This is a genomic window from Rossellomorea vietnamensis NBRC 101237, assembly GCF_001591825.1.
Lineage (GTDB): Bacteria > Bacillota > Bacilli > Bacillales > Bacillaceae_B > Rossellomorea > Rossellomorea vietnamensis.
In genome coordinates this window covers 1-17,561 of the sequence record NZ_BCVQ01000065.1, presented here as the reverse complement: position 1 = coordinate 17,561, position 17,561 = coordinate 1, and the positions used below count along the sequence as shown (strand labels likewise).

Here is a 17,561-nt window from a genome sequence, read left to right as displayed (position 1 = left end):
GCTACCTTACATGGCTACAAGGTTTACGAAAAGCCTATTTATTTAAAGGAGTTCCCGAAATGAATGTAGAAATGATTAGGAAGCCGTGGTTTAGGGTAAAATCACTGAAAATGCCTATAGGTATATGCACATTGCTTGCGGAATTTTAGTTCTTATGTTTAAACTTATAAACATTAAAGATTCGGAGGGAAACAAATGTCTACTGAATTGTTTATAGAGGAAGCTTCTCTCGAGGCGATAGAAGCAAGTCTTCAACAGCACAAGCAATTTTTTAAGTCCGGGGTGACCCGTCCCCTTCAATACAGAAAAGATTTGTTGGAAAAATTCTCCACCGTCATAAAAAATCATGAAACAGAAATCATCAGTGCCTTGAAAAAAGACTTGAATAAATCCGACATGGAAGCGTATACGACGGAAATCGGCATCCTTCTGGAGGAGATTCGATTCGTCCTTAAGAATATCGATGAATGGGCAGAACCGAAAAAAATGAAAACGGCGAAAACCCATATTGGATCGAAGGCCTATACTGTGCCGGAGCCATACGGAGTCACCTTGATCATCGCACCGTGGAATTATCCGATCCAGCTCGCCCTGGCACCGGTCATCGGAGCGATTGCAGCGGGGAATACAGCAATCATCAAACCGTCGGAGCTCACCCCGACAACTTCTGCATTACTCGCTCAAATGATCAACACGCATTTTGATCCAAGGCAGTTGTTTGTCATAGAGGGCGGAGTGGAGACGACCCAGAATCTTCTCAAACAAGGTTTTGATTATATTTTTTTCACTGGAAGTGTGCCTGTCGGGAAAGTGGTCATGGAAGCCGCGGCCAAGCAGTTGATCCCGGTAACCCTTGAACTCGGCGGGAAAAGCCCGTGTATTGTCGATGAAACGGCGGATATCCCTCTAGCCGCCAAGCGTATCGCTTTCGGGAAAGTGACAAATGCTGGACAGACTTGCATCGCACCGGATTATTTATTTATCCATAAAAGTAAGAAAGATGAATTCATCACTGAATTTAAGAAAACCGTCATTGAGTTTTATGGGACTGAACCTTTGAAAAGCGATAAATTCGGGCGGATTGTCAACGAGCGCCATTTCAATCGTCTGACAAGCTATCTGGAAGACGGGGAAATCCTATTAGGTGGAAATGTTGATCCCGCGAGCTTGAAAATCGAACCGACCTTAATGGAGCCAAGGGATTTTTCTGTACCGGTGATGCAGGATGAGATTTTCGGCCCTGTTTTTCCTGTCATCGAGTATGAGGATCTGGATGAAGTTATCGAGTTCGTGACCGGGCGTCCGAAACCTTTGGCACTCTATTTGTTCACGGAAAACCCCATCACAGAAGAGAAAATCAATGGATCGATTTCCTATGGGGGTGGATGCGTGAATGATACCCTTATGCACATCGTTACGCCTTATCTTCCTTTTGGCGGGGTAGGGGAGAGCGGAATCGGAAATTATCACGGAGAATCAAGCTTTTCGACCTTCTCCCATTATAAGAGCATCTTGAAACAGACGACAAAGTTCGATATGAGCTTCCGTTATCCAAGTGGGAGATTCGGCTTGCAGATCATCAAGAAGTTATTGAAATGAGAAAAGGTGACCCGGGGTGGGTCACCTTTTTAGTTGAGGTTCTTATATTATCTTGTCGGCTCTGTATGCGGTTCTCTTTCAAGCTCTTCCGTCGGTTTGAATAACAGACCAAGGTTGATAAGGCCGGCAATCCCGACTAAACCGTAAACGATACGGGACAATGCCGCATCTTGTCCGCCAAAGATCGCGGCAACAAGATCGAATTGAAAGAAACCGATAAGTCCCCAGTTGATAGCACCAATGATCGTAAGAACCAAAGCAATACGCTGAATACCACTCATGTTGTTTTCCTCCTTCTATTCAATGGCTCATTCATAAGTTTCCCCCTGAGCCCATTCCTATTCATATTGCCCATAGGAAAATTTCCTTGTGCAAGTTCTTTGCAATTTGGGGATGATATATTCGATAATAGAAAATGTGCTAAGAACATTTTGGGTAACGAAATAAATCGGCCCTTATAGAATACAAGGAGGTAACAAACAATGAATGACTTTACATTTTACAATCCGACTAAATTAATTTTTGGTAAAGGACAAGTAGAACAATTGAAAGAATTGGTGCCTCAATATGGTAAAAAGGTGCTTGTCGTATTCGGCGGAGGGAGCATCAAGCGTAACGGACTATACGATCAAGTCATGTCAGTTCTGAAAGGGATTGACAGTGAAGTATTTGAATTATCCGGAGTTGAGCCGAATCCACGTCTTTCTACAGTAAGACGAGGAGTGGAAATTGCTAAGGAGAAGAACATCGACTTTATCCTGGCCGTCGGCGGTGGAAGCGTCATCGATTGTACGAAAGCCATCGCTGCAGGTGCTAAATATGATGGAGATGCATGGGACCTGGTCACGAAGAAAGCATTTGCAAAAGAAGCCCTTCCGTTTGGAACAGTGCTTACTCTAGCTGCAACTGGTTCTGAAATGAATGCAGGATCGGTTATCACGAATTGGGAAACAAACGAGAAATATGGTTGGGGAAGCCCTGTGACGTTCCCTCAATTCTCCATCCTGGATCCTGAAAATACGTTTACCGTGCCAAAGGATCACACCATCTATGGCATGGTGGACATGATGAGTCACGTGTTTGAACAGTATTTCAATAATGCTACAAACACACCGCTTCAAGACCGCATGTGTGAATCTGTTCTGAAAACAGTGATCGAAACAGCTCCGAAGCTGATCGATGATCTTGAAAACTATGAGCTTCGTGAGACGATTCTGTACTCCGGTACGATCGCCCTTAACGGAATGCTGCAAATGGGTTATAACGGTGACTGGGCAAGCCATAACATCGAGCATGCCGTGTCAGCCGTATATGACATCCCTCATGCCGGTGGACTGGCAATCCTGTTCCCGAACTGGATGAAGCATAATCTGAAAGTGAACCCATCACGATTTGCCCAAATGGCTGAACGTGTATTCAACGTAGACCCAGCCGGCAAATCGGAAGAAGAAGTGGCACTTGAAGGGATTGAAAAGCTTCGCGAATTCTGGTCAAGCCTCGGTGCACCTACACGTCTGGCGGACTATGACATCGATGACAGCCAATTAGACCTTATGGCAGACAAAGCCATGGTCAACGGCGAATTCGGTAACTTCAATAAACTAAACAAAGACGATGTTCTTGCAATTTTAAGAGCATCTCTATAATGTAGTGGGGAGGGACGGACCTTGGTGAGAGAGGTCCGTCCCTCTTTTTTGTAGAGTGGTTATTGGTGTTGGTTGGCGGTGGTAGGGTTTTGGGAAATAAAGTTAATTGGCTGGATTTTATGCTTTTTTGGCTGGATTCTTGAGTGAAACGGCTGGATGTGAGGACGTTTCGGCTGGATTCCCCCACGCTTAGCAGGTGGAAGCATCATAACCCCTCCACAAATCCCTAAAATATCAGGGTTTCTTTCCAAATAACTAGGGGAATATAAGCGAGTAAGGCATCAGTGGATAAAAAGTTTCTCATGCACACGCTTACATAGAGGGAGCTTTCTTGATTCTCGGGTCAGCTTTCGATAAAGTGAGATAGAAGAAAATATTTTAATCGGAGGATGGTTATGACACACATTCGTTTTGATTATTCAAAAGCGTTATCGTTTTTTGGAGAACACGAACTTACATACTTAAGTGATGCGGTTAAGGTTGCCCATCATTCACTACATGAACAAACAGGTGCCGGGAGCGACTTCCTTGGTTGGATCGATCTTCCTGTAGATTACGACAAAGAAGAATTTTCACGCATTCAGAAATCAGCGGAGAAAATCAAGAATGATTCCGATATCCTTCTTGTGATCGGTATCGGCGGATCGTACCTCGGGGCCCGTGCGGCGATTGAGATGCTAAACCACAGCTTCTATAACGCTCTTCCTAAAGATAAGCGTTCCACGCCACAAGTGTTATTCGTTGGACAAAACATCAGTTCCACATACATGAGAGACTTAATGGACCTTCTTGATGGAAAAGACTTTTCTATCAATGTCATCTCAAAATCAGGTACAACGACAGAGCCTGCACTCGCTTTCCGTATCTTCCGCAATATGTTGGAAGAAAAGTACGGAGTGGAAGAAGCACGTAAACGTATTTATGCCACTACGGATAAATCCAAGGGTGCACTGAAGACGCTTGCAACGGATGAAGGGTATGAAACATTCGTTGTTCCTGATGATATCGGTGGACGTTATTCTGTACTGACAGCAGTAGGATTGCTTCCAATCGCCGTCAGCGGAGTGGAAATCGAGACGATGATGAACGGTGCTGCACAGGCCCGTGAAGATTTCAGCAAATCCGAGCTGACTGAAAACGCTGCTTATCAATATGCTGCTGTTCGTAATGCACTATACAACAAAGGCAAGACAATTGAAATGCTCATCAACTATGAGCCGGGATTACAATACTTTGCTGAATGGTGGAAGCAACTGTTCGGTGAAAGTGAAGGGAAAGACCAAAAAGGGATTTATCCTTCTTCTGCAAACTTCTCGACAGACCTTCATTCTCTTGGACAATACGTTCAGGAAGGACGCCGTGACATTTTCGAAACAGTCATCAAGGTTTCAGAGCCCCGTCATGAGCTGAAAATCGAGAAAGCGGAAAGTGACCTGGATGGATTGAATTATCTTGCAGGTGAAAGTGTGGACTTCGTGAACAATAAAGCATTTGAAGGTACACTGCTTGCCCATACAGATGGAGGGGTACCTAACCTGATCGTGGAAATTCCTGCAATGGATGCCTACACATTCGGTTACCTTGTGTACTTCTTCGAGAAAGCATGTGCCATGAGTGGATACCTTCTTGGTGTGAATCCATTCGATCAGCCGGGAGTGGAAGCATATAAAGTGAATATGTTCGCCCTTCTTGGTAAACCAGGCTTTGAAGAGAAGAAAGCCGAGCTTGAAAAACGCCTGAAATAATGAACAAGAGCACTGAGTAAATCTCAGTGCTCTTTTTACATTTTTCTTTTCTTTTAGGAGAAACTATCCCTAAAAGAAAGGGGATGCATCCACGTGATTGAGCTTTCATCAAGCATTGAAGGACAGCATTATCAACTGTATAAACTGGAACAGCTATTAAAACCGCTTGGATATTCGATCGGCGGTAACTGGGATTACGATCACGGCTACTTCGATTATAAAATTGATGACGAGGTCGGGTATCAATTTTTAAGAGTGCCGTTTACCTCAGTAGACGGGCAACTGGACTCAAGGGGAGCTACCGTTGAATTCGGTAAACCGTTCCTTCTTTCTCATAAGTATCAGATTGGCCTGGACGATTTTGCGTCGACAGGGAACTTTTCCGGTTCTGTCAATCAATTTTCAGAGCCACAGGATCCTGATGCAAGTTTTCCTGAAAAGTACATTGCCGTTGGGAAGGAACTTGTGAAGGAACTTGAGACCACTCTGTTTTCTAGTTAGAAATTACAAGAAGTTCGTCTGATTCTTCAACAATCGTCGTTAAAGGAGGATTCACGGATGTGTTTTCTCCTTTTTTAATGCCAAGAAGGATGATGTTGTGCTTAAGTAGGTGTCCACTAAGGGAGTGGAAGTTTTCATTGATGTACTCTTTTGCAACAGGGATCAGCTTCAGATTATTTCCTTTAAGGTGATTCAACAGCTTTAAGATCGTTTTGGACATCCCCTGGGATATGATGCTATTCATCATTACGTAGCTTGTCTGCATATTGGTCTGGATGACTTCATCGGCACCGGCCCGTTTCGCATTCGCGACTTGATCCTTCTGGAGAATTTCGACCACAGTATATAGTCCGGGGTGATTTCCTTTAATGGCAAGGAGGGTCAGGACCGAATTCATATCAGAAGTCATTTCGTCTTTATTTTGATCGGCCGTGATGATGGCAATCGATGCTTCATTCAAATTGGCTTTCTTCAGGATGGAATCCTTGAAAGGAGTCCCCTTTACAAAATGGATATGATGATTGTTATAGGGGTTCTTTTGGAGGGTTTCATCGACCAGGATAATATCACAGGTTGACTGAAGGGAGGTCAGCTGATTGATCACTTCCCGTGCACGCTCATTCCAGCCTACGATGATGACATGTTCTTTTCCTTTAAATGTTGCCTTTCCTTCAAGATAAGCATTCTGGGTCATGACGGTTTCTGCTGCCAGTGTGACAAAATAGGTTGAAAGGAAACCTGCACCAACCAGGATGAGTACGATCCCAAGCAATCGTCCTTCCCAAGTTAATGGGACGAAATCTCCATAACCTACGGTGGACGTTGTAATGATGGCCCACCAGATCCCGTCAAATAAAGAAGGGAAAGTATCAGGTTCTATAAAATGAATGACTGTGCCGAAAGATAGCATCAGCGTGATGGCAATCATGAAGATCCGAATAACTAAGGGCCAGCGCAAGAACCCATGAAACAATTGCTGTACCATTCTACCAGCTCCTTTTTCATATGCACTGACCATTATTTCCTATTCAGGTTCTTCTAAAACTCAGAAAGCCATTCTTTCTTCAATAAACTGTACATATATGCGTCAAATGCCTGGTCATCCTGTAGGATATATTCCCTCAGCAAACCTTCCTGCTTGAATCCAAGCTTCTCCACTACCCGGGCCGATGCCTTATTATAAGGAACGATCACTGCTCCTATACGAATCATTCCTTTTTCTGAAAAAAGGTAAGAGAGTAGTGGGGCCAGGGCTTCACCCATGATTCCCTTACCCCAATGCCCGGGATGCAGGTCATATCCGATTTCGCAGCGTTTATAAGCCTTCGAAATGCCATGGAACCCGCATGTCCCGATCATCTTGTTGGAATCTTTCTCCACGATGGCCCAGCGCATGGGGCCGCCTGATTCCAGGTGCTTTTCATAGTTTTCAACCATGCTGACCGCAACGTCTTTTGATTCTATCGGACTCATGCCGAAATAGCGGAGAACGTCCACGGACGTATAAAGTTCATAAAGAAAATCGACATCTTCCATTGCAATCTGTCTTAGAACCAATCTCTCTGTTTTAAATTCTGGATATTTTTCCATATTTATCAACCCCTTTATAGAAGAAAGTATACCATGGAAAAACCCTTGGCAGGGGGCTAATATCATCTGCACGAAAAAGCCTCTGCCGAATTGGACAGAGGCTCCTTCACTATGACTTAAATCCTGCAGTTGGCTGTGCGTTCCACCCTTTTTTTGAATGAAATGAACCGTCCTTCACGTCTTTCAAAAGGGAGGCATCACATTCTGAAACAGATGATTGACCTGAAAGGGCCAATGTTAAATCGAGATCGGCCAATATATTCCGGAGCACTTCTTTCACCCCTTGTTCACCTGCCAGGGTCAGACCGTACATATAGGGCCTGCCTATGAGAACGGAATCTGCTCCGAGGGCAAGGGCTTTTACGACATCGGCTCCACGCCGGATCCCGCTGTCAAAGAGCACAGGGATACGCCCGTTCACGACGTCGCATATGACGGGCAGGGAGTCTAAGGCTCCGATGGCCCCGTCAACCTGTCTTCCACCATGATTGGATACGATAATTCCATCCATTCCCCGGTCGATGGCAAGCTTGGCGTCGTCGGGATGGAGAATGCCTTTCAGCAGGATCGGCAGACTCGTATGTTCACGCAGAAAGTCCAAGTCATCCCATGTCAGTCTTGCATTGCCAAACACTTGGGACCAGAGGATAGCAGCTGCATTCCGGTCGACTTCAGGGGGGTCTTTCAATTTTGAACGAAAGACAGGATCGCTCACGTAATTACCGACTCCTTCTCCCGACAAAAAGGGAAGATAGGCGTTTTCAAGGTCGTATTCACGCCACGCCATCATCGGGGCATCAAGGGTCACGACGATAGCGGAGTATCCTGATGCTTCAGCCCTCTGAAGCATACTTGCTGCAATCTCAAGGTCATTACTCCAATACAGCTGAAACCATCTTGGGGATTCCCCCATGACGGAAGCGATATCTTCCATGGAGTAAGTGGACGCTGAACTTGCAATGAACGGGACATTCATGGATGCCGCCGCGCGGGCTGACGCCAGCTCCCCATCAGGGTGAACGATGGATTGTACTCCGATCGGTGCAAGGAGGAGGGGGGAGGAGTAGGTTTCCCCGAATAAAGTCACGTTCAGGTCGCGGTTCTCGACATTATTCAGCATACGGGGAACGATCTGCCAGCGGTCGAGGGCACTCCTGTTCGCGTGCATCGTCCCCTCACCGCCTGCACCACCCGCCACATAATAAAACGGGCCGTCCTCAAGCTTTTCCCGTGCCATTTGTTCCAGCTCTTCAAACCGGAAAGGGATGGAGGGACGGACCTTCCTTTGATAAATTTCATTTTGGACTTGGTTTCCATACTGATTCATGATCTTTGTTCTCCTTTCATCTCTGCCGGAAGAAATGCAATCGTCAAAAGGAAGCGTATGTAATCGGCGTGCTTTTCCTTATAAAGAAAATGGTACTTACAGTATTCAGAAAAGTCAATTAAATCACACGCAAAAAAGAGACCGGTCTTATGACCGGCTCCCAGTTTATATCCCAACCTGCTTTTTGATCGCATCCAATCGTTTATCCAGCTCATCAGAAACGGTTTTCACTTCTTCGTGCTTATTTGACTCCAGGTCATTCAGGTAGTTCCTGATTTTCTCTTGTCGGTCATCGAGGAGAGAAGAGATGGCAGAGCGTTCCTCTGAATCAATGAGCTCCTCTTGTTCCAGGCGATTGAGTGTCTGGATCATCCTGTTTTCTTCATTCCGAATCATCGTTTGATAGGTAGAGACGATATCCCTCAAGGCATTATAATGATCGACTGTCGTCCAAACATTATCACTGAACCGATTGACAGCCCACCATCTCCACGTATTTTTATTGATGACTTCTTTCCACACGTTCTCAATTTCAGACAATTGTTGTTTCGATTTCACAGAGGAGTACTCTCCGCCACCGGCCTCTGCCACCTTCTTCAATTGCCCGTCGGCTTCTGAGTCCACATCGAATCCGATAATATTGATTTTGACATTGGTATTGTCCGCCTTCACCTTTTTGGCAGCAGCCACGGGATCCCCATCGCAGGTTTCGATTCCATCGCTCACGACATAAATGAAGTTCTCCGTCTTTTCGTCACTATGGGAACTAAGTTGTTCGTTGGCCAATTCGATGCTTGATGCCAGTGGGGTCCAGCCCTTCGGATCGAATTTCTTCAGTGATTCCGAGAAGGCGCCCTCATCATACGGTTGAAGGGGATAGATAGACTCGACTGCCTTGCACGACTTCTCTTTATCGGCATCACTGCCAGTTCCCTTATGTCCGAACGCGATCAGGGAAACATTCACGGATTCGGGTAACTCCTTTGCGAGGCTTTTCAGGCTATCCTTGGCAAGGGACATCTTGCTTTCACCATCCACGTCGGCTTTCATACTTCCGCTTGAATCGATCAACAAGGCGACATTCACCTTTTTGTCTTCTTTTTCGGTGATTTCATCCATCGGGACATCCTGCAGAAGTCTGCCATCGGGAAGCTTCATTTCCTCATATACGACCTCATAGTTTTCAAGCTCAGAGGCAATATCACCGTACCCCGTCTGGAGGCTTGAGAGGATGGACTGTGTCCAATTTTGTTCGGTCCATTTCTCCGTTTCTTTTGTAACGATGTTCTTCATATATTCATCGATGGCCTTCCCTGTAGCTTTTTTATAGGCTTCGGGTTCTTTGGACCAGCTTTTCTTTTCTATGTATTTTTGATAGAGTTCGCCCTCATCCTCATTGATCCATTCTTCCGGGGTATTTGATAAGTCCACATCCTTGGAAGCTTGGGCAGGTTGACCGGGATCCTGTCCGCCTTTTTCCTTAGAAGCGGCATTTTCTGCATCTCCCTGACATCCTGTTAGAAGGAGGAGTAACAAGGCTAAACGAAATAGAGGCTTTATGGGTTTCATATCATTCTCCTTTTGCCGATAGAGTCATACAACGTCATATTTTATCCATAAATTTACTTTTTATCTACTACCCTTAGAACTAGGACAATAAACCCATTTTTGACACAATAAAAAGGCGTCCTTATTTACATAAGGACGCCTTTTTATGAAATTTCGGTATGGAGCATAGCGGGATCGAACCGCTGACCTTTTGGCTGCCAGCCAAACGCTCTCCCAGCTGAGCTAATGCCCCGTGATTCGGTCAAGATTTATTATAAGAAAGTTCAGAGTGTTCGTCAATGCTTTTTTAAAATTATTTTTTATCAATGGGAAGCGGCGTCAGGTGCCCCGCCGCCGCTTGCCGAATATAGCCCAGCTTTCATTCGTCACTTCACTTCTTTATTTGCTAATTCCAACCCTTTTACGAGAGCGAAAGCTTCTTCATCAGCGATCACCGTTACATGGTCATGGTGATTCAGGATGGAAGCAGGGAAGCTTTCGGAAATAGTACCTTCTACTAATTTTCTTAGTGCTTCCTGTTTCGCTTCGCCTGAAACAAGGAGGAGAATTTCCCTGCTTTTCATGATTGAAGCGATTCCCATCGTTATTGCATGTGTCGGTACTTCGTCGATCGATTCAAAATAACGGGCATTTGCCTCTCGTGTAGATTGAGTCAGTTCTACCACATGAGTATTGGATTCAAATGGTGTACCCGGCTCATTGAATCCGATATGCCCATTGCTGCCGATCCCCAATACCTGGATGTCGATGCCGCCGTGGGAACGGATTTTTTTCTCATACACATTGGATTCTTTTTCGGCGTCGGCTGCCTCTCCGGAAGGGATATGGGTGTTTTCCAAATCGATATCAATGTGTTTGAATAGGTTCTCATTCATGTACTGGTAGTAGCTGTTCGGGTGTTGACGGGGGAGTCCGATGTATTCGTCCAGATTGAAGGAAGATACATGTCGATAAGACGTCCCGTTTTGCTCATGGTCTTCTATCAGTACCTCGTAAAGCCCTTTTGGGGTGCCTCCTGTAGCCAGTCCCAGGGTCAGATTTTCAGATGATTTCACTTTGGATAATAGATAGTCTGCAGCGACTTGACTCATTTCCTGATAGTCTTTTACTTCAATTAGTTTCATGAGTGTCATCCTCTCGGGTATAGGCTATTTTTCCTTTGCATATCGTTGTGAATACGTCTTTGTTTTCATCCAATAGGACGATGTCTGCATCTTTCCGGAGGGCAAGGCTTCCTTTCCGGTCAAAGATGTTTAATTGTTTGGCGGGATTTTCTGCGGTCATTTTAATCGCACTTCTCATATCACCTGTAGTGAATGATTGGATATTCGAAAAGGCATCCTTCATTTTCAGGACGCTTCCTGCCAATGTGTCTTCATCTAATAGGGCCTTGCCGTCCTTGACCGTCACCATCTGACCGCCGAGATCGTACTGACCATTCTTCAGACATTTCGCCCTCATGGAATCGGTGATAAGGATCAAGCGTTCATCTGTGATTTGATTGAAAGCGAGTTGAATCACTTCAGGGCGGACGTGGATGCCGTCTGTAATCAATTCCACCATAAGTTCCTGTCTCAGGAAGGATGCCCCAACAATTCCGGGCTCACGATGATGCAGGCCTGACATTTGATTAAATAAATGAGTCACATGGGACAAGCCGGCATCGATGGCTTCCCCGACTTCATCGAAGGTTGCACTGGAGTGGCCCACTGAAGAGATGATTCCGTTTTCTTTTAAGTAAGAGATCAATTCATGATCCTCATCAAGCTCGGGGGCGAGGGTGACTAATTTTATTTGGTTTTGAGAGAGTGTCTGCCAGCGTTTAAATGTGTCGACGCTCGGCTTTTGGATTCGATCGAGAGGCTGTGCGCCTGCCCGGGCAGGATTGATGAACGGTCCTTCCAGGTGAAGTCCGAGAATTTCCGCCTGCCCGCCTTTTTGATGATGGGCCATATAATCTGCGGTATTCTTCAATGCTTTTTCGATTGACTCGGACTCTTCTGTCATGGTTGTGGCAAGGAAGCTCGTCGTTCCTTCTTTCGGGAGAGTCCCGGTCATCGTATCAAGGGCTTCCCTGGTCGCATCCATCGTATCGGCTCCATTTACGCCATGGATATGAATATCTATCATTCCCGGGACCACACTATACCCATGGGGAAGGGAAATCACTTTAAACTCTTCTGTACCGGTCAAACGGGAGCGTTCACCCAATTCGGTGATCATGCCATTTTCTATTTTGATATAGCCTTTTTCATACACTTTATCTTCTGCATAGATCGTTCCATCCAGTATCAGCAGTTTTTCTATATTTGAGGTCATTGAAATCACTCCTTGTGTACTTTACCATTCTACAATACCATCAGTAAGTATAGATGTCTATACCAGTTGGAGGTTTGAGTGAACATTTCATATCTAAAATTAACGCGGGAACCTATTCAACTCTATAAAGTAATAAGTTCCCATGAATTAATTGGTATAGACATCTATTCCTTTTTAATGATATGATTTTGCCTAAGCGCTTTCAATTGAAACTAAAGGAGAGAATAGTATGTTAGGTTTTTTACAACGAATCGGTAAATCACTCATGCTTCCCATCGCGGTTCTTCCGGCAGCAGCCTTATTGCTGCGCCTGGGTCAGGATGATCTATTAGGAATTGCGTTCATGTCTGAAGCAGGAGATGCCATATTTAAGAATTTAGCTTTAATCTTTGCGATAGGTGTAGCCATCGGATTTTCAAAAGACGGGAATGGTACAGCCGGATTGGCTGGTGCCATTGGTTATTTGGTACTGACGGGCGGTTTAAAAGCCCTGGATCCCGATTCCAATATGGCGATTTTCGGAGGGATTATATCCGGAGTCGTGGCAGGCTTATTATATAACCGTTACAATGATATTAAACTTCCGGCATGGCTCGGATTTTTTGGAGGCAGACGTTTCGTTCCCATTGTGACGGCTGCATCCATGGTTGTACTCGCAGGGATTTTCGGTATCATCTGGCCACCGATCCAGAGCGGGATTAATTCCATCGGTGAATGGATCATCGGTGCAGGTGCGACGGGAGTGGGTGTGTTCGGCCTGCTGAATCGTCTCCTGATTCCGGTTGGACTGCATCATGTATTGAATACCCTTGTCTGGTTTGAATTCGGTACATTCAAAGATGCAGCGGGTGAAGTCGTGAAAGGGGATATTCCCCGCTTCTTCGCAGGAGATCCTACAGCCGGGACGTTCCAAACCGGCTTCTTCCCGATCATGATGTTCGGTCTTCCGGCAGCGTGTCTTGCCATGATCGTGACAGCAAAAAAACATCTGCGCGCCAATGTAGCAGGTATGTTAATCGGACTCGCCGTCACTTCTTTTTTAACAGGAATCACTGAGCCGATAGAATTCAGCTTCATGTTCTTATCTCCTGTCCTTTACGGGATTCACGCTGTCCTGACGGCGAGCTCTATGGTCGTTACCTATGTACTTGGGATTCATCATGGTTTCGGTTTCTCGGCGGGTGCCTTTGATTACATCCTTAATTTCAGCATCGGTCAGAAACCTTGGCTGCTACTCGGAGTCGGGATTCTTTACGGGATCATCTACTTCCTGCTCTTCACTTTCTTGATCAAGAAGTTCAATTTGAAGACTCCGGGTCGTGAAGATGATGAAGATGTGGTGGCACCAGATAAAGGTTCAGTCGGGAATGGTAAGTACGAAATCATGGCTTCTCACTTCCTCCAAGATCTGGGTGGAAAAGAAAATCTGGTCGTCATTGATAACTGTGCCACACGATTACGTCTCGAAATCAACGATGTCACACGGGTAGACGAAAAAGCGTTAAAAGCTCACGGGGCGAAAGGTGTGATGAAGGTAAATAATCGGAACCTTCAAGTCATTGTGGGAACGGATGTAGAATTTGTCGCAGACGAGCTGAGAAAGCTGAAATAAATGGAGAGGACAGGGTTTGTCCTCATCGCATTGTTGTCTGTTATATACATGCCAGATATAATAAAATAAAACCCGTTAGATCGAAAGGAGAACCGTTCGTGGTTAATAAAAATTCTCCTCTTCCTTTGTATTATCAGTTAGAAGAACACCTTAACCATTTAATACAGTCTGAAGAGCTAAAACCGGGGGACGCCCTGCCATCGGAACGGGAGCTTGCTGAGTCATTTAAAATCAGCCGGATGACCGTGAGACAGGCGATTACCAATCTGGTGAATAAGAATGTCTTATATAGAGAAAAAGGGCGGGGCACATTCGTCTCCCACCGGAAAATCGAACAAAGCCTCCAAGGACTGACAAGCTTTAGCGAAGATATGAAAAGCAGGGGACTCGAGCCTGGCAATAAATTATTGCATTTCGAAATTTCCCCGGCATCGGAGGATATCCGGGAGCTTCTTTCTCTGGAGGAAGAAGAACTTGTTTATACGATGAAACGGATCCGCCTTGCAAACGGCGAACCGATGGCCTTGGAGACGAGTTATATACCCGTCAGGCTGCTTCCTGGATTGAATCAGGAAATATTGGAGAAATCCCTGTACCATTATATCGAAAGAGAGTTGAACCTTCACATCAGTCATGCCACCCAATCGGTGGAAGCGGCACTTGTGACAGAAGCGGATACAAAGCATCTGAAGGTAAAAAGCGGGGAGCCGGTGCTCTTCATCCAACGGGATTCATTTCTGGAAGACGGAACCCCTTTTGAATTGGTACGATCCGTATATCGGGCAGATAAATATAAGTTTAAGATCAACCTGGACAGAATGTGAAAAAAGAGCAGGACCCCATTGCTATGGAGGTTCCTGCTCTTTTTTGATTACAGTCCTTTTGTTAAAAGGGGGATCCGCATTCGGTACTTCTCGATCAGCTTTTCGTTATGATCACCCGCACCGTCCACGTTTCCACTTATGAAGATAGGCGGCTCATATCCTCCATCCGCCATATGTTCGATGGCACCGGCCATGATGTTATTCAAAATCGCAGCTCCGATGACGGTTGATGAAGGTGAAAATGGAACCGCCACCCTTTCGTGGGTCATAACAGCGTCCCCTACGACGGAGTGGTTGTTAATGGCAAGATCCACCACTTCACTAAGGAATTTCCCGCTCGGGTGTCTGGATGTTTCTTTTTCTACATAGTCAAAGGAACTGATGGAAGCGACATAGGTATTGTTTTCCTTTGCATAAAGGGCCGCTTCGATAGGGACGGGGTTCTTCCCTGAGGTGGAAAGGACGATCACCACGTCTTGAGGTTGAATATCCTGATCATTCATGAACTCAGACGCATATCCTTCTGCTCTTTCTAATTGAGAAGAACGTACGGCGCCTTCGTGGAGCATGAGGGGCTCGATCAAGATCGGATTGATCGGAACCAGTCCACCTGCCCTGTAGAACACCTCTTCAGAGAGGATGTGAGAGTGGCCGCACCCGAAAAGGTGGATGATGCCGTCCTGTTGGATGCAGGAAGAAATGCGTTGGGCAAGACTGGCCATTTTGTCTCCTTCTTCCGTTTGCACCACGTGAAGTTTTTCCTGGATTTTTTCAAAATATGTAGGTATCATTCTGTTCCCGCTTTCCGTTTTTCTTTCAGCATACCATAATGTTAATGAAAAATTTCAATCTTCCCCCATGTATGAGGGGTGAGGGTTTGATATATTTAAAATAGAACCGAAAAACGAGGGGGAAACGCGATATGAAACAGGGAATCATCTCACTGGGAGAAGCACTGATAGACTTCATACCACTAGATGAACAAAATATGACCTATCAAAAGAGTCCAGGTGGAGCACCTGCCAATGTAGCGGTAGGACTGGCCCGTTTAGGGACTAAATCTACCTTCCTGGGAAAAGTGGGAGAGGATGTATTAGGACGATTCCTGAAGGACACCCTTAAAAATTATGGGGTGAGAGTCAATCAAATGCTATCGACTCCTGATAACCGAACCGGCGTTGTGTTCGTAACCAACCGAGAGGAGGGGGAGCGCAGCTTTGACTTTTATATTGATCCGAGTGCAGATCGATTTCTTCAGGTGAGTGATATAGATGAAGAGGACCTCGTTACCCATAAGATCCTTCACTTTGGGTCGATTTCAATGATCGGTTCGCCGGCGAAAGAAGCGACGCTTCATGCGGTGAAAGTGGCGAAAGACAATGGTTTATGGATATCGTATGATCCGAATTTACGCATAGGATTATGGGATTCTGAAGAAAATGCCCTGGAAACGATCAAGAGTATGCTTTCTGAAGTGGATATATTAAAAATCTCAGACGAAGAGCTTGAATTCATTACCGGTGAAAAAGAAATTGAAGCAGGAGCGGCAAGATTAAAAGCATACAATATCCCTCTTTTGATCATCACCATGGGTGCACAAGGGAGTACTATATATGTTGGAGATGACTGCAGGTATATTCCTGCGATGAAGGTAAAAGCAGTGGATACAACCGGGGCAGGGGATGCATTTGTATCGGGGATACTCCATTCAATAGATAGATACCAAGGGGAAATTGAAGGCCTATCCCTGGAAGAAGCGGTTCACATGGCTCAATTTGCAACCGTATCAGGAGCACTCGCAGCTTCAACAAAAGGAGCCATGACAGCTTTGCCTACCTTGGAAGAAATAAAGCAGCATTTAGAAAAGTAGAATTCCCACTATGCAAACAACCCGAAAGAGAGTGCCGGACCGGCACTCTCTTTCCCTTTTTCAATTGTCTCGAAAGATGTTATAGTAAGATAATATAAAATTGGATTTCCTGAAAGGATGTTCTTTATGAGCTATAAAATGATTGTACTTGATTTAGATGATACATTATTACGGGATGACCAAACGATTTCAAAACGTACGAAAGACGCACTCATACAGGCACAGGAAGCCGGAGTGAAAGTCGTCCTTGCATCTGGACGTCCTACCCAGGGAATGCGTTGGGTAGCAGAAGAATTGAAACTTGATCATTACGGAAGCTATATCCTACCTTTCAATGGATCGAAAATCATAGATTGCAAGACAAATGAAGAGAAATACAGCCGAACCCTTACAGCTGAAACGGCTCATTCCTTATATGATTTAAGTAAGCGTGAAGATGTAGGTATTCTGACTTATGCAGAAGATGCCATTATAGTAGAAGAAACGAATCCATTCGCTTCCATAGAAAGTGACTTGACAGGCCTGCCGGTGAAGGTCGTTCCGGATTTTAAGGAAGCGATCACGGGTCCGGTCGTGAAAGCTCTTATGTTGAAAGAAGCCGATCATTTGGCGGAAGTGGAGAAAAAGCTCCAAGCCGAGCTTGATGGTGAACTTAGCGTGATGCGATCGAAGCCATTCTTCCTTGAATTCACCCAGCTGGGTGTCACAAAGGGAGCCAGCCTCGACTATCTGATCAAACCAATGGGAATCAAGCCCGAGGAAGTCATGGCCATCGGGGACAGCTACAATGATCTGACCATGATTGAATTTGCCGGCCTCGGAGTCGCCATGGGTAACGCCCCGGATGACATTAAGGAGAAGGCGGATTACGTTGCAGCTTCCAATATGGAGGACGGAGTAGCAGAAGTGGTCGAAACATTTGTGTTGAATGAACTGTCCAAAATCTGATTGTGAAAGGA

General features: G+C 45.4%; 16 protein-coding genes and 1 tRNA gene. 8 read left to right on the top strand and 9 right to left on the bottom strand.

What is annotated here, in order from left to right; genetic code table 11:
• Window positions 1-195 precede the first annotated feature (195 nt).
• On the top strand, window positions 196-1,599 hold the full coding sequence (locus BVI01S_RS20220; RefSeq protein ID WP_061811368.1) for an aldehyde dehydrogenase: 1,404 nt from the start codon (window positions 196-198) through the stop codon (window positions 1,597-1,599).
• A gap of 47 nt (window positions 1,600-1,646) precedes the next feature.
• Here BVI01S_RS20220 and BVI01S_RS20215 read toward each other — a convergent pair whose 3' ends face one another.
• A complete protein-coding gene (locus tag BVI01S_RS20215; RefSeq protein WP_034763863.1) occupies window positions 1,647-1,880 on the bottom strand; it encodes a DUF378 domain-containing protein in 234 nt (77 codons plus the stop codon).
• A 201-nt stretch (window positions 1,881-2,081) separates the two neighbouring features.
• Here BVI01S_RS20215 and BVI01S_RS20210 point away from each other — a divergent pair, with 201 nt between their 5' ends.
• The 3 genes from BVI01S_RS20210 (at window position 2,082) to BVI01S_RS20200 (ending at window position 5,491) form a co-directional block, all read left to right on the top strand.
• Window positions 2,082-3,245, top strand: coding sequence for an iron-containing alcohol dehydrogenase (locus BVI01S_RS20210; RefSeq protein WP_061811367.1), 1,164 nt, complete (start codon window positions 2,082-2,084; stop codon window positions 3,243-3,245).
• 395 nt (window positions 3,246-3,640) lie between these two features.
• Window positions 3,641-4,990 carry a glucose-6-phosphate isomerase gene (locus tag BVI01S_RS20205; protein WP_061811366.1) on the top strand — a complete coding sequence of 450 codons (1,350 nt, stop codon included), beginning with the start codon at window positions 3,641-3,643 and terminating at the stop codon, window positions 4,988-4,990.
• A gap of 93 nt (window positions 4,991-5,083) precedes the next feature.
• Window positions 5,084-5,491, top strand: a complete 408-nt coding sequence (locus BVI01S_RS20200) for a YugN-like family protein (protein WP_034763870.1) — start codon at window positions 5,084-5,086, stop codon at window positions 5,489-5,491.
• On the opposite strand, the gene BVI01S_RS20195 is transcribed toward BVI01S_RS20200, so the two are convergent.
• The 7 genes from BVI01S_RS20195 to nagA all read right to left on the bottom strand — a co-directional run bounded on the left by BVI01S_RS20195 (window position 5,484) and on the right by nagA (window position 12,296).
• Window positions 5,484-6,476: a potassium channel family protein gene (locus BVI01S_RS20195; protein WP_034763873.1), complete on the bottom strand. Its 993-nt coding sequence runs from the start codon at window positions 6,474-6,476 to the stop codon at window positions 5,484-5,486. The genes BVI01S_RS20200 and BVI01S_RS20195 overlap by 8 nt on opposite strands.
• Window positions 6,477-6,529: 53 nt before the next feature.
• Window positions 6,530-7,081 carry a GNAT family N-acetyltransferase gene (locus BVI01S_RS20190; protein ID WP_061811365.1) on the bottom strand — a complete coding sequence of 184 codons (552 nt, stop codon included), beginning with the start codon at window positions 7,079-7,081 and terminating at the stop codon, window positions 6,530-6,532.
• Window positions 7,082-7,190: 109 nt separating this feature from the next.
• The gene (locus BVI01S_RS20185; protein ID WP_061811364.1) at window positions 7,191-8,408 is read right to left on the bottom strand and encodes a lactate 2-monooxygenase; all 1,218 of its coding nucleotides are present in this window, start codon (window positions 8,406-8,408) and stop codon (window positions 7,191-7,193) included.
• Window positions 8,409-8,573: 165 nt separating this feature from the next.
• Window positions 8,574-9,977 (bottom strand): vWA domain-containing protein, encoded by a 1,404-nt coding sequence (locus tag BVI01S_RS20175; RefSeq protein ID WP_061811362.1) that lies wholly within the window; start codon window positions 9,975-9,977, stop codon window positions 8,574-8,576.
• 159 nt (window positions 9,978-10,136) lie between these two features.
• Window positions 10,137-10,209, bottom strand: a tRNA-Ala gene (locus BVI01S_RS20170).
• 133 nt (window positions 10,210-10,342) lie between these two features.
• The gene (nagB, locus tag BVI01S_RS20165) at window positions 10,343-11,101 is read right to left on the bottom strand and encodes a glucosamine-6-phosphate deaminase (protein WP_061811361.1); all 759 of its coding nucleotides are present in this window, start codon (window positions 11,099-11,101) and stop codon (window positions 10,343-10,345) included.
• On the bottom strand, window positions 11,088-12,296 hold the full coding sequence (nagA, locus tag BVI01S_RS20160; protein WP_061811360.1) for an N-acetylglucosamine-6-phosphate deacetylase: 1,209 nt from the start codon (window positions 12,294-12,296) through the stop codon (window positions 11,088-11,090). The genes nagB and nagA overlap by 14 nt, the downstream gene beginning before the upstream one ends.
• A 229-nt stretch (window positions 12,297-12,525) precedes the next feature.
• Between nagA and nagE the strand changes: the two genes are divergently transcribed.
• Window positions 12,526-13,908 (top strand): N-acetylglucosamine-specific PTS transporter subunit IIBC, encoded by a 1,383-nt coding sequence (nagE, locus tag BVI01S_RS20155; RefSeq protein ID WP_061811359.1) that lies wholly within the window; start codon window positions 12,526-12,528, stop codon window positions 13,906-13,908.
• 98 nt (window positions 13,909-14,006) lie between these two features.
• The gene (locus BVI01S_RS20150) at window positions 14,007-14,732 is read left to right on the top strand and encodes a GntR family transcriptional regulator (RefSeq protein ID WP_034763886.1); all 726 of its coding nucleotides are present in this window, start codon (window positions 14,007-14,009) and stop codon (window positions 14,730-14,732) included.
• A 47-nt stretch (window positions 14,733-14,779) separates the two neighbouring features.
• Here BVI01S_RS20150 and BVI01S_RS20145 read toward each other — a convergent pair whose 3' ends face one another.
• The gene (locus tag BVI01S_RS20145) at window positions 14,780-15,523 is read right to left on the bottom strand and encodes an SIS domain-containing protein (RefSeq protein WP_061811358.1); all 744 of its coding nucleotides are present in this window, start codon (window positions 15,521-15,523) and stop codon (window positions 14,780-14,782) included.
• Between the two features lie 131 nt (window positions 15,524-15,654).
• On the opposite strand from BVI01S_RS20145, the gene BVI01S_RS20140 reads away from it, so the two are divergent.
• Together BVI01S_RS20140 and BVI01S_RS20135 are read left to right on the top strand one after the other, a co-directional pair.
• A complete protein-coding gene (locus BVI01S_RS20140) occupies window positions 15,655-16,602 on the top strand; it encodes a carbohydrate kinase family protein (protein ID WP_061811357.1) in 948 nt (315 codons plus the stop codon).
• Window positions 16,603-16,728: 126 nt separating this feature from the next.
• Window positions 16,729-17,550, top strand: a complete 822-nt coding sequence (locus BVI01S_RS20135) for a Cof-type HAD-IIB family hydrolase (RefSeq protein WP_061811356.1) — start codon at window positions 16,729-16,731, stop codon at window positions 17,548-17,550.
• The last annotated feature ends 11 nt before the right edge of the window (window positions 17,551-17,561 follow it).